General features: G+C 58.3%; 22 protein-coding genes. 11 read left to right on the top strand and 11 right to left on the bottom strand.

Features of this window, described 5'->3' with window-relative positions; genetic code table 11:
• Window positions 1-2: 2 nt before the first annotated feature.
• From B1781_RS11440 to B1781_RS11415, 6 genes are read left to right on the top strand one after another with little or no spacing between them, the layout of a single operon-like run.
• A complete protein-coding gene (locus B1781_RS11440; RefSeq protein WP_334223975.1) occupies window positions 3-1,292 on the top strand; it encodes a B12-binding domain-containing radical SAM protein in 1,290 nt (429 codons plus the stop codon).
• Window positions 1,273-2,241 carry a diiron oxygenase gene (locus B1781_RS11435; protein WP_078119795.1) on the top strand — a complete coding sequence of 323 codons (969 nt, stop codon included), beginning with the start codon at window positions 1,273-1,275 and terminating at the stop codon, window positions 2,239-2,241. The genes B1781_RS11440 and B1781_RS11435 overlap by 20 nt, the downstream gene beginning before the upstream one ends.
• Window positions 2,234-2,896: a hypothetical protein gene (locus B1781_RS11430; RefSeq protein WP_078119794.1), complete on the top strand. Its 663-nt coding sequence runs from the start codon at window positions 2,234-2,236 to the stop codon at window positions 2,894-2,896. Before B1781_RS11435 ends, B1781_RS11430 begins: the two co-directional genes overlap by 8 nt.
• Window positions 2,893-3,849 (top strand): fatty acid desaturase family protein, encoded by a 957-nt coding sequence (locus B1781_RS11425; protein WP_078119793.1) that lies wholly within the window; start codon window positions 2,893-2,895, stop codon window positions 3,847-3,849. The genes B1781_RS11430 and B1781_RS11425 overlap by 4 nt, the downstream gene beginning before the upstream one ends.
• Entirely contained in the window at window positions 3,846-4,514 is a 669-nt protein-coding gene (locus B1781_RS11420; protein WP_078119792.1) for a phosphatase PAP2 family protein, read from the top strand. The genes B1781_RS11425 and B1781_RS11420 overlap by 4 nt, the downstream gene beginning before the upstream one ends.
• Window positions 4,511-5,065, top strand: a complete 555-nt coding sequence (locus B1781_RS11415) for a DUF4440 domain-containing protein (protein WP_078119791.1) — start codon at window positions 4,511-4,513, stop codon at window positions 5,063-5,065. The genes B1781_RS11420 and B1781_RS11415 overlap by 4 nt, the downstream gene beginning before the upstream one ends.
• 176 nt (window positions 5,066-5,241) lie before the next feature.
• Here the strand turns inward: B1781_RS11415 and B1781_RS11410 are convergent, their stop codons facing one another.
• Window positions 5,242-5,688, bottom strand: coding sequence for a DUF2852 domain-containing protein (locus B1781_RS11410; protein WP_078119790.1), 447 nt, complete (start codon window positions 5,686-5,688; stop codon window positions 5,242-5,244).
• Window positions 5,689-5,839: 151 nt separating this feature from the next.
• On the opposite strand from B1781_RS11410, the gene B1781_RS11405 reads away from it, so the two are divergent.
• Together B1781_RS11405 and B1781_RS11400 are read left to right on the top strand one after the other, a co-directional pair.
• Window positions 5,840-6,442, top strand: coding sequence for a TetR/AcrR family transcriptional regulator (locus B1781_RS11405; protein WP_078119789.1), 603 nt, complete (start codon window positions 5,840-5,842; stop codon window positions 6,440-6,442).
• 74 nt (window positions 6,443-6,516) lie between these two features.
• The gene (locus B1781_RS11400; protein WP_125932039.1) at window positions 6,517-7,365 is read left to right on the top strand and encodes a sterol desaturase family protein; all 849 of its coding nucleotides are present in this window, start codon (window positions 6,517-6,519) and stop codon (window positions 7,363-7,365) included.
• A gap of 26 nt (window positions 7,366-7,391) precedes the next feature.
• Here B1781_RS11400 and B1781_RS22945 read toward each other — a convergent pair whose 3' ends face one another.
• A complete protein-coding gene (locus B1781_RS22945) occupies window positions 7,392-7,913 on the bottom strand; it encodes a hypothetical protein (protein ID WP_125932038.1) in 522 nt (173 codons plus the stop codon).
• Between B1781_RS22945 and lepB the strand changes: the two genes are divergently transcribed.
• The 3 genes from lepB to B1781_RS11380 all read left to right on the top strand — a co-directional run bounded on the left by lepB (window position 7,906) and on the right by B1781_RS11380 (window position 9,983).
• Window positions 7,906-8,556: a signal peptidase I gene (gene lepB / locus B1781_RS11390; RefSeq protein ID WP_334223974.1), complete on the top strand. Its 651-nt coding sequence runs from the start codon at window positions 7,906-7,908 to the stop codon at window positions 8,554-8,556. The two genes, B1781_RS22945 and lepB, sit on opposite strands and share 8 nt — an antisense overlap.
• A gap of 226 nt (window positions 8,557-8,782) precedes the next feature.
• Window positions 8,783-9,487, top strand: coding sequence for a peptidoglycan-binding domain-containing protein (locus B1781_RS11385; protein ID WP_078119786.1), 705 nt, complete (start codon window positions 8,783-8,785; stop codon window positions 9,485-9,487).
• 106 nt (window positions 9,488-9,593) lie between these two features.
• Complete coding sequence (locus tag B1781_RS11380) at window positions 9,594-9,983, top strand: 4a-hydroxytetrahydrobiopterin dehydratase (RefSeq protein WP_078119785.1); 390 nt, start codon at window positions 9,594-9,596, stop codon at window positions 9,981-9,983.
• Window positions 9,984-10,002: 19 nt separating this feature from the next.
• Here the strand turns inward: B1781_RS11380 and B1781_RS11375 are convergent, their stop codons facing one another.
• From B1781_RS11375 to B1781_RS11335, 9 genes are all read right to left on the bottom strand, one after another.
• Window positions 10,003-10,338: a hypothetical protein gene (locus B1781_RS11375; protein WP_078119784.1), complete on the bottom strand. Its 336-nt coding sequence runs from the start codon at window positions 10,336-10,338 to the stop codon at window positions 10,003-10,005.
• Complete coding sequence (locus B1781_RS11370; RefSeq protein WP_078119783.1) at window positions 10,325-11,104, bottom strand: DUF4198 domain-containing protein; 780 nt, start codon at window positions 11,102-11,104, stop codon at window positions 10,325-10,327. The genes B1781_RS11375 and B1781_RS11370 overlap by 14 nt, the downstream gene beginning before the upstream one ends.
• Window positions 11,104-11,997, bottom strand: coding sequence for a metal ABC transporter permease (locus B1781_RS11365; protein WP_334223973.1), 894 nt, complete (start codon window positions 11,995-11,997; stop codon window positions 11,104-11,106). The genes B1781_RS11370 and B1781_RS11365 overlap by 1 nt, the downstream gene beginning before the upstream one ends.
• Window positions 11,998-12,003: 6 nt before the next feature.
• Entirely contained in the window at window positions 12,004-12,753 is a 750-nt protein-coding gene (locus B1781_RS11360) for a metal ABC transporter ATP-binding protein (protein WP_078119782.1), read from the bottom strand.
• 6 nt (window positions 12,754-12,759) lie between these two features.
• Window positions 12,760-13,560, bottom strand: coding sequence for a metal ABC transporter solute-binding protein, Zn/Mn family (locus B1781_RS11355; RefSeq protein WP_164513354.1), 801 nt, complete (start codon window positions 13,558-13,560; stop codon window positions 12,760-12,762).
• Between the two features lie 95 nt (window positions 13,561-13,655).
• Complete coding sequence (locus B1781_RS23170) at window positions 13,656-14,255, bottom strand: hypothetical protein (RefSeq protein WP_164513353.1); 600 nt, start codon at window positions 14,253-14,255, stop codon at window positions 13,656-13,658.
• Window positions 14,256-14,361: 106 nt separating this feature from the next.
• Window positions 14,362-15,570 carry a hypothetical protein gene (locus B1781_RS11345; protein WP_125932037.1) on the bottom strand — a complete coding sequence of 403 codons (1,209 nt, stop codon included), beginning with the start codon at window positions 15,568-15,570 and terminating at the stop codon, window positions 14,362-14,364.
• Between the two features lie 202 nt (window positions 15,571-15,772).
• Window positions 15,773-17,917, bottom strand: a complete 2,145-nt coding sequence (locus tag B1781_RS11340) for a calcineurin-like phosphoesterase C-terminal domain-containing protein (protein ID WP_125932036.1) — start codon at window positions 17,915-17,917, stop codon at window positions 15,773-15,775.
• 314 nt (window positions 17,918-18,231) lie between these two features.
• Complete coding sequence (locus B1781_RS11335; RefSeq protein ID WP_164513352.1) at window positions 18,232-18,783, bottom strand: DUF4166 domain-containing protein; 552 nt, start codon at window positions 18,781-18,783, stop codon at window positions 18,232-18,234.
• Between the last annotated feature and the right edge of the window lie 33 nt (window positions 18,784-18,816).

The raw sequence follows: 18,816 nt of genomic DNA, 5'->3' as shown, positions 1-18,816 counted from the left end.
GAATGGAGCCGCTACAGATCGGTGTGCTGGCTGCCCTGACGCCGCCGCATCATTCCGTTTGCTTCTTTGACGATCGAATGGAAAGCATTGCGTTCGACGAGCCAACCGACCTGGTCGCCATCACCGTCGAAACCTACACGGCAAAGCGTGCCTACGAAATCGCGTCCGAGTATCGCCGACGTGGAGTCCCCGTCATCATGGGCGGCGTTCATCCGACCCTGGTCCCGGATGAATGCCTCGAACATGCCGACGCCATTTTGCTTGGCGACGCCGAGACGATCTGGCAATCCATGCTCGAGGATGCCGAACAACATCAGCTAAAACGCGTGTATCGCGCCTCGCCCGGGGTTGCCCATCCCGGTGTGCTTCCGCGGCGCGACCTGTTCGCCGGCAAAGGCTATCTGCCGATGACCCTGATGCAGTTTTCACGCGGCTGTCATTTCCACTGCAATTTCTGCACGATTGCGCAGTATTTCAATAGCCGCCACTACGTACGCCATGTCGACGAGGTGGTTCGGGAGATTGCAGACCAAAATCGTCGCCTGGTGTTTTTTGTCGACGACAATCTGTGCGCCAACCGCAAAGCCGCCAAGGAACTGTTCAAGGCCCTGATACCGCTGAAGATCCGCTGGGTGAGCCAATCCAGCCTCGATATGTTGCGAGACGCCGAACTCATGGACCTGATGATCCAGAGCGGTTGCCTGGGGCATGTCATCGGCTTCGAGTCGATCACGCCCGACAACCTGAGCGATATGCACAAAGGACATAATTTGCGGGCTTTCGATGGCTACCGCAGTCAGGTCAAGATACTGCGGGACTACGGCTTGCAGACCTGGGCCGCGTTCGTCCTCGGCTACGATCACGAAACCCGGGATTCGATACGCCGCACGCTGGATTTTGCCTTGGAAAGCCGGTTCACCTTTGCCGCCTTCAATATGCTGACGCCCTATCCGGGCACGCCACTGTACGATTCGCTACGCGATCAGAACCGTCTGTTGTATGACGGCAAATGGTGGCTGCACCCCGCATACCGTTTCAACTACGCACCGTTCGTACCGGCTCGCATGACGCCGGACGAACTCACTGAGGCCTGCTTCGAGGCACGTTCAACGTTCAGTTCGCTGCCGTCGCTGGTGCACCGAATGTTGGATTTCAAAACCAATCTGCGAGACCCCGTCCGGCTGTTCACCTACTTGCGGTTCAATCCGGTATTTCGCAAAGAGGTGTTCAAGAAACAGGGTATGTACTTCGGACAATGGTCTGAGTTGAGTGATGGCTGGCAAAGATCCTGAGACGTTGGCATGCGAGATGCTCAACGCAATCCGCTCAGGGCATGGGCGGACCAAGCAGGTGCAGCTCGGTCAGATAGACCACAACAAGCTGTTCCTTCCGGCTGAGTACAGTCAACTCTTCTACAGCCCGATATGGCGAGATCTCGAACCACGTCACCAGCTGCGGTACTCACAGCTCTATGCCTTGCGCACCAATGAGGTGGTCGTTCTCTTCGAGCGTTACCTGGTTCACGCCATCCTGCCACCCATCGTGAAACGCCTTGTTAAGTCGGGCTATCCGGTATTGAGCGAGTTGGTATCGGAGATGTTGCGCGAAGAAGAAGAACACGATGCGGCATTTGTTGCACTGAACAAGGCAAGCAGGCCGGATCTCTACGCCGACAAGGATTTCTGCTTCTTTCCCCCATCGGTGGAAATTCGCGGTTTCATCAAGTCGATGGGGTTGGCCGCCCGTTGGTTGGCGCATCCATTGTGGTTGTTGTTCTTCATCGAAGAATCGTCGCTGGCGATGGCGCGTGATCTCGGCAAAGCAGATGCCGACGAACCACTTGGCGCGGCCGAACCCAACTGGCTTGCCGTGCACCAGGAACACACCCATGACGAGCGGCGCCACACGCTGGTCGACCGTTTGGTCTACGATACGTGCTTTGCCTCACGCGGCCGGCACGCCCGGACATTGGACGCGAGATTATTCGTGCTGATTCTCAAGGCCATGATGTACCCACGTGCGACAGGCGCCGGGATGCGGGTTGTCGACCAATTAATCCTGGACTATCCCGAACTGATGCCAATGCGTCCACGTTTCGCCAAAGAGATCGTCGCGCTGCGACACAATCCTGAGTTCCTCGCCAGCCTTTTATCAAGCCGCCTGGCACCGCGCGCGTGGAAACTGTTTCATCGCTGCCCCGAGCTCGACGCCCTCGCGGGTTGGTTGCCTGACTATGCATAAAGCCACCCAACCGGATCTGCAGGTCGAGCCGATCAGCCGCTTTGCCCTTTTGGCCAATGCCATACCGTTATTGGCAATCGCCGTCATCGTATCCGTGGCGACGGTGCTCACTACGGGCGCGGTCGGCTGGACGGCGACGTTCGTTGCCCTACTCTACGTTCTACCGCCAGTGACAGCGCGCATCGTGATGGCGCTGTTCGGTAAGCCTCAGGGCCGCGATCTCCGGCAAGACAGCACCGCCTTCAAAGTATGGTGGGTGCTATTGCAGCTGCAAATGCCGTTCAATCGCATTCCCTGGCTGGAAGAACTGCTACGGCTGGTGCCGGGGCTGTACCCGTTTTGGTTGAACCTGTGGGGTGCCAAGGTCAACCCGGCCTCATTCTGGGCGCCGGGTGCCCGCAGTCTGGACCGGCCCTATCTTGAGGTCGCCTATGGAAGTGTCATTGGAACCGAGGCATTGATCAGCGGCCACCTGTCGCGGATCGAGGATGGTCGGTTTCTGGTCGATATCGCCGCCGTATCGGTCGGCAGCTACGCCGTGGTGGGCGCCCGATCCAGTATCGGGCCCGGGTGCGTGATCGCACCCGGTGAAACACTCACCGCATTATCGCCCCTTCCTCCCTACACTCATTTCATCAACGGCAAACGACAATGAACAGCACCGCCTTGCGTTCAACGTGGCCAATCCCGGTTAGGCTCAATATCGTCATCGCGGTACTTTCCTGGTCGGCTGCGGCGGGGTTCTTGTGGTTGGCATCGCATGCGCAGTTCTGGTGGCACTGGGCAGTCGCCTGTGTCGGCTTCGCATTGATCAACAACACGATCTTCTCGTTGCTGCATGAGGCGGTGCACGGCGTGCTCCATCCCAACCGCCGGGTAAACGACGCACTCGGTCGCGTGTCTGCCGCGTTCTTCCCCACAGGATTCATCATCCAACGGGTTTGTCATCTGGGCCACCATCGGCGCAACCGAACCGACGTCGAACTGTACGATTATTGCCCGCCGGGCACCCCAATGTGGCTGGCGACGTTTCGTCTTTTCTGTCTGCTGGGTGGGTTCTACTGGTTATCGGTGCCGCTGGCCAACCTGCTGTATATCGCAGGTGTCGTGAAGACCAGGCTGTTCCGGGAGAAGATCGCTGAATTCTACGGCATGCGGCCGATGGTTGAGGATGTCTGCAAAGCACCGTCCGCAACCGTCGTTCGTGACATCCTGCTCAGCGCCGGCATACAAGTGGCTCTGTTCATTTTGTTGGATCTGAGTCTGCTTGGCTGGCTGGCCTGTTATTGGTCATTCGCCATGGTGTGGTGTGCAGTGCAGTACGCGACGCATGCATGGACGCCGAGAGACATCCGCAACGGCGCCTGGAACCTGCGCATCAGCGCTTTCACCCGCGCGGTGTTCCTCAACTATCACTATCACCTCGCGCATCATCAGTACCCGGCTGCACCTTGGAATGCCCTGCCCAAGCTGATCGACCACTCCTTGAGACGTCCCGGCTGGGCACGTATTTATTGGAGCCTGTGGTTGGGCCCACGGCATACCGACGAGCCAGACCCGGGCAAGCCGTCGCCCGAGCTCGAACGGGATCTGGAACAGGCGCTATGAACAACGAGCAATGGTTTCGCATCCCGGACTGGCCCACGCTGCGCACCGTGTTGCTATGGTGTCTGGTGATCGACCTGTTGTTTTTTCCGATCTACGGCGGCGTTAACTGGCTGACCAGCCAACGTAACGATCTGTTGGCTCTGTATCTGCCGATCGAGCTTGATATCCCTTTGGTACCTGCGGCGGTCTGGGTGTACCTGTCGTTGTTCCTGCTGTTCTGTCTGCCCTTGTTTACTATCCCGCGAGAACGTGCACGAAGTGAAGCGTTGGCCGCCATACTGGGCCTGCTTGTCGCTGCGGTGTTGTGGTTGCTGTTTCCTGCGCAACTGGGGTTTGAGCGCATGCTGCCTGCCGGCTACGAAACACTGTATGGCGTGATGTTTACCCTTGATGCCCCGCACAACCTGGTCCCCTCCCTGCATATCGTTTTTGCAACGATTGCCGTTTCGGCTTGCGGCGAAGGTGCACCGCGCGCGATCAAAACGGCACTGTGGGCATGGCTCGCCTGTATCGCGGCTTCAACCCTGCTGACCCATCAACATCATGTGCTCGATGTAGCGACCGGATTGTTGATTGCCTTGGGTTGCCGCGGTATCGCACTCGGTCGCTCGCCTCAATCGTATCTACAGCCCGTCCCACATCTTGTGAAGGAGCAAAAAGGATGAACAACTATCTGATGGTATTGCTGATTCTGCTCTCGTTCGGTGCAACGGCAGCCACCGACACCGGTACCGAGGAAGACCATCGCCAACTGCGCGAACTCCTGACGATGGCGCAAACAGCGGTCAACAACGACCAGCCGTCGCTACTTCAATCCCATCTCCACAAAGATTACGTCATCACCGTAATGAACCAGGAGGTGTTGACCGACGGGCGCACTGTCGAACAGCTGTTTTACGATTGGTTCAAGAAACCGGATGCCGTCCTGAAAAGCATGCACGTTGAGCCTCAAGCGACGATCAAGACCAATATCTACGAAGGCAAATTCGGCATCTGCCACGGGACATCGACCGACACCTACGAACTTGCCGACGGCCGCACGTTCGCCTTCGATTCCAAGTGGACCGCGAGCATGATCAAAGAAGGCGATGATTGGAAACTGGTCGCCCTGCATGTCGGTGTAGACCCCATCAACAACCCACTGATCGACGGCTATCGCAGCGGGCTCGGGTTTGGTGGAGTAGCCATCGAGATCAACCGCTTGCTGTTCGAATAGCGTCATAGCCGTCGAGGGACATCGCTGGTCGATCATGAACTCGGCACAGCGGCGACGCGGATCGATCGACTGTAGCCAAACGGGTGCGCTCTACCGGCGCATTCATACAAAAAAAGGCCGTTGCGGTTACCGCAACGGCCCAAGCCACTGGGGGAGACCAATGGATTGCGGAGTCTTCAGCGCTCGTCGCCGCCCTTCCCCGGGTTACTCGCCATAAACTCGTCAAACTCCGCCTTGTCCTGGCGACGCTTGGCATCAAAGCGGAAGGTACGGAACGCCTCGGCACGTCGCTTGATTTCGTCTTTGATCTCGCGGATTCGATCGTGCTGCGTCTGTTGGTATTCGTCGAACACCACGTTGTCGCTGTTGCCGTGCGAATGCGTCACGCCGGCATTGCCGAAGTATTGTGACCATTTGTCACGTACCCAACCCGGTAGGTCCTGAATCGGACGCCCCATCAGCGTCCACACCAGCACCACCAATCCGATCGGCGGAAACACGATGAAACCCAGCACCATCGCTGCGATATTGGCCCCGCTCCAGTGACCGCCGCAGCCGTGCTTGCCCGCGTGGGAGCAATTGCCATGTGAATGGCCCGGGCTTGAATAGTTAGTCGATGACATGGTCGTTGATCTCCAATACCTGAACAAAAAGAACAGCTTAGCTTTGTCAGCGGACAAATGTTAACGCTGTTCACATGCAATGTAAGGGAGTTCAGGGGAAATTTCAAGAAAAAGTTAACAATGTTCACATTTGGTGCTAAAACCTTATCCTATGAAGAAAGAAGGCAGTCGTTATCACCACGGTCACCTGGCCGAATCCCTACTCGATGCGGTCGACGAGATCGCTTCGCAATTCGGCATCGAGGCAGTCACCCTGCGGGCCTGCGCCAAGCGTGTCGGCGTGTCGCCGTCATCGGCATTTCGGCACTATGTCGATAAGCGCGCACTCCTCACGGCGTTCGCCACCCGCGCTCTGCACCAACTCGCCGACGCTATGGAAGCGGCGAAGCAACAGGCTCTGGATACCGGGGCCGACCCCTTTCATGCCGTCGGCTTGGCCTATGTCACCTTTGCGGTCGACAAACCCGCGTTCTTTCGCGCCATGTGGCGTGAGGAGACGATCTATTCGCAGGACGCTGAATACCTGAAGGCAGCCGACCGGCTTGCGGCTTACCTTAAAGAGGGTTTCGTCAGCACGATCGAAGACGAAGATCCGCACGATTTCAGTCCTCAGGAGCTGCTCGCGTGGTCGGCGGTGCACGGACTCGCCAGCCTGTTTGTCGACGGACCGGTAGCCCATGACAAGAGCCGCGAAGAAAAACGGCGCCTGGCCGATTCGGTGTTGCAGGGTCTACGGCCGGCTTTTGCGGGTTAGATGACAAGCGAACCCAGGCTGAAGGAAATTAAAGCAAGGATGCAGTAACTCAGACGAACTACGAGAGGTCGTTTTTGGAAACCTTCGTACAAGCGCATGAAGCCGCCATAAGGCTGGGGTTCTTTGCCGGCATCTTCGGTGCGATGGCGCTGTGGGAGTTGCTGGCTCCACGAAAAGCACTGTACACCTCGAAAGCTGTCCGTTGGTCAAACAACCTGGGGTTGGTCGTGATCAACACGCTGCTGTTGCGCGCGCTCTTCCCCGCCGCGGCGGTCGGGATGGCGATACTCGCCAGCCAGCAGGGTTGGGGCCTACTCAACAACGTCGATGTGCCGGCGTGGCTTGGTATCGTGACCGCAATGATCGTGCTTGATTTCGCGATCTGGCTACAGCACATCGCCGTGCATGCCGTTCCGCTACTTTGGCGCCTGCATCGTGTCCACCACGCCGACCTCGATTTCGATGTAACCACAGGATTGCGTTTTCACCCGCTCGAAATCTTGCTGTCAATGTTGATTAAGTTCGCGGTGATTGCGCTGCTCGGTCCCCCGGTACTCGCGGTCATGCTGTTCGAGGTGGTACTCAACGGCATGGCGATGTTCAACCACGGCAACGTGCGGCTGCCTGCCGCCCTGGATGGAGCATTGCGCAAACTGGTCGTCACTCCCGACATGCACCGGGTGCACCACTCCACCCATATCGATGAGATGAATTCGAACTTCGGATTCAATCTGTCGGTCTGGGACCGGCTATTCGGCACCTACCGTGCGCAACCACGCGACGGTCACGAACGCATGACTATTGGATTGACGACATACCGCGAACCACGTGAAGCAAGCTGGTTACCAGGGTTGCTGCTGATACCGTTTCGTCACTCGTCGAGACAAGACGGAACCCAGCAGGATACGAGCGTTCACCGGTAACGGTCGATTTCGCGCCATCGCTGAGTTCATCGCTCCTTGTCTTCGCCTGGCCCCATCGGCTGTTTCCCGGTCAAGAGGGGGCAGCGGTTGCGCAGCTTGTCCCACCATGAACGCGCATGCGGCGAGTGCCGGAGCACCAACGGCAAACCGAGCAGCACCATGGGCAGGCCGATGGGCAGCGGAAGCCAGAAGGTGATCAGTCCGGCCAGGATAAGCGTCCCGCCGACAACGATGAGCAGCCATTTTTTGATCAAGGCCGGAATACTGCAATCGTAGTTGGCAGTATCCACATCGATCCATTGTCGGTTTCGCGCCACATCATTCCTGGTTACATCCCGTGAACAAAATGCCGACTGAATACACCTAGAATGTTTCAATTTCTTGTCTGTGGACGACGGCGTCTCCCAGTTGAATAATACGAACTGCAGGGCCAATCGACGTTTTCCCAGCCGAAACTTATGTCGATGAAAACTGTCTTGGCAGAGACCGGCTTCACTCAAGGAATCGATGATGCGCAACTGGCTCAGAAACAATCGCGGATTGATCATATTTCTCCTGCTGTTCGGCCTGTTTCGAACCGGCATCGCGGATTGGAACCCTATCCCTTCGGGTTCGATGCGGCCGACGCTGCTCGAAGGCGACGTCGTTTTCGTCAACCGGCTGGCTTATGACCTGAAGGTGCCGCTGACGGATATCATCGTTTCCCACCTTGGCGAGCCCGAACGCGGCGATATCGTCACCTTTTCCCGACCAGGCGATGGCACCCGATTGATCAAGCGTGTAGTGGCGCTACCGGGTGACCTGGTAGAGATGCGGAGCAAGCGCCTGTTCATCAACGGCAGCATGGCCGACTACCAACCAAAGGCGGCACTGATGGAACCCGACGGCAACGCCGGTTTATCGCCCGCCATGCGGTGGCGCGAGCAATTGAGTGGCGCAGCCTACGACATCCAGTGGTATACCGACACCGCCACTGCGCCCGACTTTGGCCCCCTTCGAGTACCTCGCGGGCAGTTTCTGATGCTGGGCGACAACCGCGATCGCAGCGCCGATTCGCGGTTCTTTGGTCTCGTACCGCGCGAGAAACTGATCGGTCGCGCCGAACGCCTGCTGGTCTCGGTGGCGTACCAGCACGATTGGTCTCCACGCTTCGGCCGTTTTGGTAAATCGCTGTCGTCATCCGACAATTAGAACCTGATTTCATCGCCGACGGATCAACAGCATCTTTATCGCGTCCGCCGATTGAACACACGGTCTCGCCCCTTCGTCCCGACCGTGACACGCAACGAAACACCGATAACGACAATCGTCTCGCACTTTCACTTTGAACCACGGCACTGCAAGGCCACCGACGGTCATGTAGAGTGCCAACTGCAACGGCTCCCACAACAATCAAGAGCAATCAGCGGAGATAGCCATGCCACGTTCAAAGACCGCAACCAAGATTCTGACAATTGCCGAAGCCCACATTGGAGAAGCGTACGTTTTAGGGGCCCGTGCTCCTCTATCCAACAGTCGCTGGAAAGGACCGTGGGATTGCGCCGAGTTCGCCTCCTGGTGCCTCTACCAATCGAGCGGCATCATCTACGGGGCCGAACCCGACACCGATCCCATGCTGGCCGACGCCTACACCGGATTCTGGGCGAAACACGCCACGCGCGACGACGCGAAGATCAGTATCGACGAGGCACTGCGCATCGCCGGCGCATTGCTGTTGCGCGTGCCGCAGACCGATCGCACAGGACATATCGCCATCAGCGACGGCAAAGGAGGCACCATCGAAGCACATAGCAGCAAGCGCGGCGTCATCGCAACGACCGCCGCCGACCGGCGTTGGGACTATGGCGTTCTGGTCCCCGGCCTCGACTACAACATGGCCGATTCGCCGGTAGCCTATGAGCCGCCGATCGATATCATCCGCGTCACGCGGGTGTTGATGCGCGGTCCCCGCGTCAAGAAGATCCAGAAGGCGCTGTCGGATCTGGGATATGCAACGGGCAGAATCGACGGCATCTATGGTCCGCAGACCGCGCATGCCGTCACGCTCTTTCAGAATGATCGCGGACTGGTTGCCGATGGCGAAGTCGGCCCCGTCACCTTGCAAGCACTCGGGCTTGGATAGAGCGAAGGCGCGAACCGGCGTAAAGACTCGGCTAAGCGCAGGGTCTCCCGCACGGTAAAAGGTCTAAGCTTGGCAAACGCGCAACCCAGCGTGCGGGAGTCCTGATATGAGCCAATGGCGCAACAAACAGATCGACGAAGCCTACAGCGAAGACGAGATCAAACAGCGGTTGGAAGAAGAACTGCCCAACTGGTATCTCGAAAACGGCTGGATCCGGCGCAAGTACAAAACCAGCGGGTGGAAGTCGACGCTGATGGTGGTCAACACGGTGGGGCATCTGGCCGAGGCCGCGTTTCACCACCCCGACCTCAGCGCCTCGTATGCATTCGTGATCGTAAAGCTAATGACCCACTCCTCCAAAGGCGTCACAGCCAAAGATTTCGAACTTGCCCGCAAGATCGAAGAGGTTGTGATGTGGCAGCCGGGCCTGGTCGAGGGCAGCGCATTGGAAGGTACTCCCGACGATCCGCGTTTCAAATACATCAAGTATGACTAGTGTCGGCTGCGGCTCGCCCTCATTGCGCTGAGTCCGCGTCGAGGGTAAACGAACCCGTATGTCCGGCGCTCGGCGTCACGTTGATGGTCACGGGCCATTTGTCGGGTGCCGAAAAGTAGAACCGGCCGTCTCGATCGAGATCACCACCCGCTACGCGGTCTCCCGACGCATCAATCACCTCCACGGTGCCACTCTTGGGGGTTCCTCCATCGCTCAGGAAGGTTTCGACCTGCACCGAATCACCAACCCTTTCAGCCCATACGACCACGGAATGTGCATGAGCCATCGTGCACAACACCCACAATATCGAGCTCGCCAGCCAGCGACGGTGCTGCCTGTCCTCAGCGTGGATCACGACTTTCCACCCAGATCACGGCGCCCAGCTCGACCGGATAATGCTTGCCGTCGGCACCGCGGAGCGTCTCCTGTCCCTCAAGCAGCGCGGCAAACCCCCACCAGCCGGCGAAAGGCATGGCATAGTGAAATACGCCATTGTCGTCGGCCCTGACGATCTGAATGCGCCACGTCTCCGCCCGCTCTCCAAGCAAGGCCTTTCCCAGGTAGGGACTGACCTCGATCGTCGCATTCGGCACCGGCTTTCCGCGATGCCTTACCTGTCCACTGAACAGGTTCCCCGTCCATAGACCATAAGGGCGGCTCAAAGGGATTATCTCAGCCTCCAGGCCGACTGGTTCATCCCAGCCCTCTTCCAGCCCGAACGCGTTTACGACGACTTTGGTCTGATGCACGATAAACTTCTGTTCGGCAGGCTCCCAGTAGGGTTCGGGATCGATAAAGTAGCTGTAGTCACCAGGACGTGTGGGATTGTGACTCAAGCGAAAGTAGCGATTCTGTCCATCCGCCAACGGGTGAAGGTGTTCGGCAAGGTCCTGGCTTTCTCCACCGGTCATGACGCCGATTCTCTTCGGTGGCGCCATGTCCATACGTGTTCCGTCAAACGGATGCATAAAACTCAATTCGAGCTCAAGCGCCGGCGACTGCCCTGGGGGCACGGTCGCAGCGGATGGGATCAATGTCATGAAGTGGGCCAATGCAACAGCCGGCGCCATCGCAAATACCACGAACACGTACGCCGACAGTCTATTGAAAATACGCATCATCAACTCTTTCTCTGCACGGGTGCAACCGAACCTCTCAGCAGCTTTGCAAACCAAGTCACGTAGAATATCGCCGAGGCACCAAGCACAATCGCGGCACCAGCCGGAATCGACGTGACTGCGGCGATCATCAAACCGACCTGCGTGCTCAGCACGGCGATAAGCACGCTCAGCCAGAAGTAACCACGCAGGCTACGTGCAACGTTTCCGGCAGCCGCAGCCGGCACCACGATCAGCGCGAGTACCAACAGTGCACCGATCAGCTTCAGGCTCGCCACAATGACAAGTGTCGCCGTCAGCACGAACAGGTATTCGACGAAGATCGGCCGAGCACCGCGCACGTCTGCCAATGTTTGGCTGAAGCAGGTCAGCATGAAGGTATTGAAAACGAAGCCGATGATCAGCATCGCAAAAACTCCGATCACACTGACAACAAGAAGATCGGTTTCGGACAGGGTCAACAGGCTACCGAACAGCATGGCCTCGACCTGGTGAACGTCGAAGCGCTGTGTGACCAGGACCAACATGATGATCCCGAGTCCCAGAACCTGAGCGAGCACGACGCCTATTACCGTATCCGACACGGTGGGCACACGGTTTCGCAGGTAGAGAATCAGGACAGCGACGAGGATGGAAAAGCCGTACAGCCCGGCATAGGCTTGATTGAGCGGTTCACCGAGCAACAGTCCCAGGGCCACACCCGTAAGCGACGCATGGCCGATGGTCTGGGTGAAGAACGCGAGCCGGCGCGCGACGATCATCGTGCCCATGCCGCCGAGCAGCGGACTCACGATCAAGCCAGCGAGCAAAGCCCGCACCATGAAGGCATGTTCAAACGCCTCCGGAAGCAGGCCTCGGTGTGCCAGGGAACAGAACAGCTCGTAGACACCTTCCACCGGCCGCTACCCCTGCCCGATCGCAGGTCGCAGCCTGGCGTGGCCGCCTTCTGACACTTGCCAACCGAACAGCTCTTTTACGATCTGCGAAGACGCGACTTGCGCTACTTCATCCGAGATCAGCACCTTTCTGTTCAGCACCGTAACCCTGTCAACCAGCCGGAAGATCGATGAAAGCTGGTGGCCCACCATGACAACCGTCACACCCGCCTCGTCGCAGAGCTCCCGGAGAAGACGCTCGACCAACTCCCGACCTACCTCATCGACCTGGCTCACCGGCTCGTCGAGAAGCAGCAATTCCGGTTGTGGGAACAAAGCCTGTGCCAGCAACACGCGCTGCAGCTCACCACCGGAGAGCGACGAAACCTGGGCGTCAGCCAGATGCGCAGTTTGCGTTTTGCTCAGCAGTTCGCCGATCAATCGCCGCACCCGCCGGCCGCCACCGAGAAACAAGCTGCGTCGCTGAAACATCAGCGACAGCAGATCGTGCACGGTCATGGGTGTCGTACGGTCGAACGCCATGCGCTGCGGCACATAGCCGATCTGCCGCTTGTCACGAAACGTCAGATGGATTCGCCCTGTATGCGACATGCCGCCCAACAAAGCGCGGATCAGCGTCGTCTTGCCTGCGCCGTTCGGACCGATCACGGCATGCAGCTCCCCGGCGGAGATCGTCAACGAGACTTCGTCGAGCACCAGGTGTCCACCGAGTTGCACCGACAGGTGGTGTGTTTCGATGGTTGGGGCGATGGGCACTGGTGTTCACCTTTGGGCACGAACTGCAGCCACGATCGTGCGCAGGTTGCCGGCCATCTCTTGCTCGTACTGGCCCGCTGAGTACGGCCCGCTGGCGATGTGGCTCAACTGATAGACTCGCGTCTCCGTCTCATCCGCAATGACTTGCACGAACCGCGGTTCGTAGGCCATCTCGGCGAACAGCAGTGTGATACCGGCATCCTGAATCCTAGTGACCGAGTCTGCTAGCTGTTTCGGTGACGGCCGGACACCATGTCGCGGCTGCACGACCGCGCTGATCGCAAGACCCAGCTCTTGAAACAGGTAGGCGTAGCCATCGTGCACGGTGCCGATGCGTACTTGGCGCGTATCGACATCGCTCAGTTCATGCAGCGTGTCGGCCAGCAGTTGCCGCAGACGTCGCTTGTATTGGCGGGTATTGCGTTGATAGTACGCCGCGTTGTCCGGGTCGAGGCGCTGCAGCGTCGCAGATAGATGATTGATCTGATGAATCGCGCCGGTGATGGACAGGAACGTGTGGCTGTTTGACCCGCCGCCTCCCGCTGCGTTTGCTGCCAGTAGCGGCATATCGCGCGCCGGGTGAATCACCTCGGGTGCGCCCTCGCCTGCCGCCTGCAGCATCGCATCGACGAACAGGTCATGCCCTGCACCGTTGGCGACGACGATATCGAGCGACGACAGCTTTTGGATATCTTGCGGGCGCGGTTGATAGGCATGGGGGTCGCTGGTCGCCGGAATCAACGGTACGACTTCGGCCCTGTCGCCAACGATATTGCTCAGCCACGAGTAATACGGATGCAGCGACACACCAATCTTCAGCGCGCTATACGCAGGGCCAACAGACAAAAGCAACGCGATCGCCAGACAGACCGTGGCGATTCGGCTGTTAGCAGCCGGCAAAATCATGGAGTCGCTCCGTCGGCGCTGCCGGCGTCGATCGAAAAGCCGGGCCGAGCCTGGCGCGCCAGTAGAGGGTCGCTTCGGTTCAACAGCCAGAACCAGCCTGCTTCGGGCAGCCTTTCGCCCGGATAGGCGCGCCCCGCTTGGTCGAATACCCATACCTGGACGGCAATCGCCTGATTGGGATCGTAGTCGACGCCCGGATGCGGATGAGGGTGGTAACCCGCGTGCACGTCGATCAGGCGCAAAAGGTAGGTCAGTTGCTCAGTGCTACTCTGCATGCCACCCAGATAATCGACCCAGCTACCGCCATCGTACGACACCCACTGCAGATCCCGTGCGGGCGCCGGCATCAGGGTGGTGGCAAACGGTGCCACCAGCGCATCGTCAAGCAGTCCCGCCTCGGGCCACTGGCCTTCCTCCGCCCGCAGTTCGACGATATCGGGTACCGCTGCAATCAATGTGCGATATACGAGCTGCTGTTCGGATGCCAGGGTCGAATCCAGGCGCTGATAGGGTTGCAGGCGAATAGTCGTCTCCACCGTATTCAGGTTAAGTACCCGCCACGCCATTGCGCTCAGCACCAGGGCTACGATGGACACGACTGCCACCGTCTCACCGACCGCTGAATGCGGTCTGACAGTCACCGCGTGACGTGAGCAGGACTGTGTTGCCGCCGTAAGCATAGGGTCGCCGTGATCGTCCGTATCACATGTGAATCGAGTGCTTGGGCGCGAGAACGCGTTCCAGGCGCCATTGGGTGTCAGTGATAAACACGTTATCCAAGTAGCGTTTGCCACTTTGTGCGGCCGTTTCGTTGGCCGAACGGGCCAGTAGCCAGTCTTTAACCTGCGTCAGCCGTTGCTTCTGCAGCAGATAACGCGGGCGTTCCGGTGAGATCTGTAGGTCCTGGATAGCTTTCGAAGGATCCGTCAACGCGCGGGCCGCCAACTGCTGTGCCATCCGCAAGATCTGGCGCGACGCGGCGATGTCTCGCTTGATTCTGGCGGGCTCCAGCTTCATTTCCTGTGCCACCTCAGCCATGCTGTAGAAGAGCACGAGCCGTGAACAATTGGCACGCTTTAGCGATGCCCATTGCCCCTGCGTCTCGGGCATGCCGAAGATTGCCAGGTAGTCGGCCAGAGTGATTTCTTTGCCCGCCACTTCGACAACAACCGTGTCCGCCGGGTCAGACGGTGAATTGACCGTATCGCAACGGTTTACCGCAGGTGTTTTATTCAATACGTCACGGCGAAATGCGCGCCAGCGATCTTTCAGGCGGCGCTGCTCTTCGGGCGGGGTGAGCACCGTATCGACAGGTGGCCCGTTGGCAATCAGATACCGGCTTTGATCATCGTCGCGCGCCACGAACTTCGCCAAGCCCTCAATCGAGGGTGGCATGTCGCCGGCGACGATCAACTCTTCGAGCAGCGCCGTCTTGCTACCGGCGGCGTAGAAATCGATGACCGCCGTGCTGTCGTCCTTATCCTGCCGCAGCGAGTCTGCTTCCGCGCCGAGTTGCTTCAAGCGCGCATAGACTCCAAGCTGTCCGCGAATCCATTGGGACACCGCGAACCGGTACATGTCCGGCCGCTCGCGTACCGGCGCAAGCGAGTCTATGTACTGATGGACATTCTCCGGATGATAAAAAGCGACACTCTGCAGCAGCTCGAAATGGGCGGAGAAGGTCGGCTGTAATCGTTGATATTTCGTTTGAAACGCCGTCAGGCGTTGCAGGTAGTCCGAAAACTCTCCGCGCGTCGCCTTGACCGACCCCGTGTCGAACAGGATCTGGTCAGGCTCCGGCAACGGCAGTGGTTCTATCGCGATCTTTGGCGCCAGCGCAAAGTGCGCGAAGCATGGACCAACCAAGAGACTGCTCAGCACAACCAATAACAAAGGATACGAACGTGGCATAGGTCGGGCTGCACCCAGGTTCCGCGGTACGGTACGCCAAAGTACTTTAGCGATTTTGCGGTTTTGTGAAGCTCATGGTGATGGCTGCCGTTGGCAGATCGACTGACGGCAACAGGGGGACCTGCCCCCCCTGTTGCTTTTCTCTTGTCATCTTGGCCTGTCACGTCAGGCCAAGGCGCCTGTCACATGAGCCGCGCGACGATTACAACTCGCTCGGAACGCGACGGTCGTACTTCTCGTCGGTCGGATCGTTGTCGGCCGGGTCAGGCAACTCGTTCGGCGTGCGGACCTCGAACAGCATCGATTCCTTGTACGAGTTGCCGTGCACGTCGGTGGTATGCACCTCTACGCGATGAATACCCTCCTCGAGATCTGCCGGTACCGGTACGTTCCACACGTGGTTCGATTGCACGGTCCACATCCAGGATTCCGACGGACGCTGACTGTCGGCTTTGAACATTGACGCGCTGAACAGCTCGAAGCCATCAGAGCGGTCGCCCAAATCGCCGTTCCACAGCTGGTTCTCGTCCGACTCGGTGCTCTTGAGGGCGTAGCGCAGCACGTTCAGCTGCCGACGCAGGGCGAACGGGTCGAGCGACTCTTCAACGCCCTCGCCTTCGCCGCGCTGGGTGCGCTCGGCCTCCACGGCTTTGCGATCGTCGAACTTGACCCAGACCTTCGAATCCCGCGATCCGTTCCACACGTTGATTACCAGGTTGGTATCTGCAAGGTCCGTAGGCGGCAACATCTTGTTGTCACCCAGGTTGTTGGTGTTTACCGGCGGAACGCCTTCAGCGCCCGCTTCGTACCATGCCTTGATCTTGCCGAACCAGTCACGGAAATCCGGGGAGTTGAACGACAGGCTCATCTGCTTGTCTGCCGCCTTACCCGAGGCCTTGAACTCGTCCTTGTACTTGTTGCCTTTGAAGCTCAAGAGATAGTAGCCCTTGGGCGCACCGAGGCGCTGATACGATTCGGGAATCTGTTCGTCGGTGAAATCACCCGACCACCAGGAACCCGCGGCAGCACCGGCAACGATCTGCGGGAACGGCATCGGGAACTTGTGCGATGCCTGACTCCAACCTTCGAACTCTTCACCCGGACGGAACTGTTCGTTGGTGTGCGTGTGCCCGCTCAACGCCAGCGCCGGCCGGCCTTCGGTCCACTCACCGTTCTCCCAGTAATAACCCAGGATGTTGTACAGGCGCTCGATCGTATCCTCAGAGTGCTTGGCGGCATACTGATCGATGAATGACACGGTGGGAATGTGGTAGTTCAGGATGATCAAATGATCTTCGGGCACATATGCCAGATCGTTTTCCAGCCACTTCAACTGTTCTTCGGTGATGCGACCGTTGTAGGTCTTGCCATTGGCACAGAAATCCCAACGCCCTTCGGGATCGATGCTGCCATCGGGTGCCGTCGAGTCACAGGGATACTGGACGTTGTCGAGCGTCACGAAATGCACTTTGCCGATCGTGAACGAGTAGTAGTTCGGGCCCCAGATGCGACGGAAGCTGTCGGATGAATCCGAGTCGGTATCCGCATCGAAGTCGAGATCGTGGTTGCCGACCACGAAATACTGCGGTGCATTGATGATGCTCATGTTGTTGATGAACCGCGGCATCAGGCCCAGGTCGTCACCCATGACATCGCCTTCGACAACCAGCGCCTCGATATCGTCACGCTCGGCCAGTTCCTTGGCGAGGGTGTCACGTACATAGCCGACTTCGATATTGCTGTATGGCTGGGGGTCGCCCGAGATTGCGACCGAGAACTTGTACTTGCACTCACCGCGAACCATCGGGAAGTTGATCGACTTGGGCAGATCACCCGTCGGTTGCAGGCCGCCGAAGACCATCTCCTTCGCCGAACCGTACTCCTTGTGTACATAGGCGAACTGCGGCACGTTGTTGGCATCCACCGGCAATTCAAAGCACGCCGGCTTTGAGACGAAGATGTTCATGTCTTCGCGGTAGGTGCTTTCGTCAAAACGATAACGTCCGCTGCGATCGGTCAAGACGACCTCAATCCCGTTGGACACCATGACGCCCGGTATCCCGCGCTCACCATGGTCGAAGTTACCGTCGCGGTCGCGGTCGTTGAATACGTAACCGGTGGCGGATTTGCCGCCATCGCCGATGCCGTCCACATCGATGGTCGCGATATATTTGCTGTCGTTTCCCCAATGACCGTTGTGGCCACCTTTTTTTGAACGCCAATGGTGTTTCAGGCCTTGGCTGCGATCCGATTTATCCCAATATCCGCCCGTGGCAAACGTCTGGGCCGGCAGAGCAATGGCACCAAGCGCCAAAGCTACACCCGTCGAGATGAGAGTCTTCTTCACTGTGCTCCTCCTTGGGGGCAAAAATCGTTGATGCGCGACACACACAGCGACGCTGCGGCAGCGCGACCACGAAAGCCTCACAGGAATCTATTTCGCTGCGGTTTAGTCACCGTGAAGAAGACATGAAGAAACGATGTTAGAAACGTGATGGAGATATGACGAAGATACGAATCAAGATGAACATGTTGTTTCGCAATCTGTACTTACACGGTAAATGTCGAATGCGACTCAACCTGCCGAATTTTTGAGTATCTGTTTACTCAACGCACTCTTGGAAAGAGAAAGATAGAGCCCAGCGGTCGAAACTATCAGGATCACAAGGAAACCTCTGGTTTAAGACAGCCGGTGTAACGCAGCAGGTCACCAAGCAAGGGATAAGAAAACGCGACACGGAACTCGTACTCGCCGTCGACGATCCGTTTGTAGGCCTCCGTTCTCGGCAATAACCCAGCAGGTAGCGTCAACCCGTTGAGCTTGGCGCCACGCTGCACCCAATGCCAGCCGCCGTCGATGATCCTTACACCCAGTTCCAACTGCAGCTTGCCGCTGCTTTCTATCCAATACCCCGTGGGATGGTGGCCATACGGTGTGAAGACGGAAACCATCTCGTGCTTCTCACCGAATCGACGCGCCCACAGCAGTGAACCGTCGCTGTGCGCAATACGCACCGTGAACGGATAGTCACCCGAGTCGATCGGCATCCCCATCTTGCCGGCCAGGCGTCGCCCGATCAGGCCTGCGATGCCGTTCCCGAAAGTCAGTTCGACGCTGCCGTTCAAAGTACCGCCTTGTCGGTGGAGCTGCTGCAGCATTGGGTGCAGCTCGGCGAAGCTGTCTGCGAACCATTCGACGACGGGGTTGTTCACTTGTGTTCCTTCCTTGGCATATGCCCAAGCGCG

It is taken from the genome of Thiosocius teredinicola (assembly GCF_002009425.1).
Lineage (GTDB): Bacteria > Pseudomonadota > Gammaproteobacteria > Chromatiales > Chromatiaceae > Thiosocius > Thiosocius teredinicola.
The sequence above is the reverse complement of the archived record's forward strand: the minus strand, read 5'-3'. Positions and strand labels throughout refer to the sequence as shown.

Excerpts from the sequence above, each read along its gene's own strand:
- B1781_RS11425 (WP_078119793.1), top strand. The coding sequence starts at position 2,893 with ATGAACAGCACCGCCTTGCGTTCAACGTGGCCAATCCCGGTTAGGCTC.
- B1781_RS11370 (WP_078119783.1), bottom strand. The coding sequence starts at position 11,104 with ATGATGCGTATTTTCAATAGACTGTCGGCGTACGTGTTCGTGGTATTT.
- B1781_RS11345 (WP_125932037.1), bottom strand. The coding sequence starts at position 15,570 with ATGCCACGTTCGTATCCTTTGTTATTGGTTGTGCTGAGCAGTCTCTTG.
- B1781_RS11435 (WP_078119795.1), top strand. The coding sequence starts at position 1,273 with ATGGCTGGCAAAGATCCTGAGACGTTGGCATGCGAGATGCTCAACGCA.
- B1781_RS22945 (WP_125932038.1), bottom strand. The coding sequence starts at position 7,913 with ATGATCAATCCGCGATTGTTTCTGAGCCAGTTGCGCATCATCGATTCC.
- B1781_RS11385 (WP_078119786.1), top strand. The coding sequence starts at position 8,783 with ATGCCACGTTCAAAGACCGCAACCAAGATTCTGACAATTGCCGAAGCC.
- B1781_RS11410 (WP_078119790.1), bottom strand. The coding sequence starts at position 5,688 with ATGTCATCGACTAACTATTCAAGCCCGGGCCATTCACATGGCAATTGC.
- B1781_RS11380 (WP_078119785.1), top strand. The coding sequence starts at position 9,594 with ATGAGCCAATGGCGCAACAAACAGATCGACGAAGCCTACAGCGAAGAC.
- B1781_RS11420 (WP_078119792.1), top strand. The coding sequence starts at position 3,846 with ATGAACAACGAGCAATGGTTTCGCATCCCGGACTGGCCCACGCTGCGC.
- B1781_RS11405 (WP_078119789.1), top strand. The coding sequence starts at position 5,840 with ATGAAGAAAGAAGGCAGTCGTTATCACCACGGTCACCTGGCCGAATCC.
- B1781_RS11415 (WP_078119791.1), top strand. The coding sequence starts at position 4,511 with ATGAACAACTATCTGATGGTATTGCTGATTCTGCTCTCGTTCGGTGCA.
- B1781_RS11430 (WP_078119794.1), top strand. The coding sequence starts at position 2,234 with ATGCATAAAGCCACCCAACCGGATCTGCAGGTCGAGCCGATCAGCCGC.
- B1781_RS11440 (WP_334223975.1), top strand. The coding sequence starts at position 3 with ATGGAGCCGCTACAGATCGGTGTGCTGGCTGCCCTGACGCCGCCGCAT.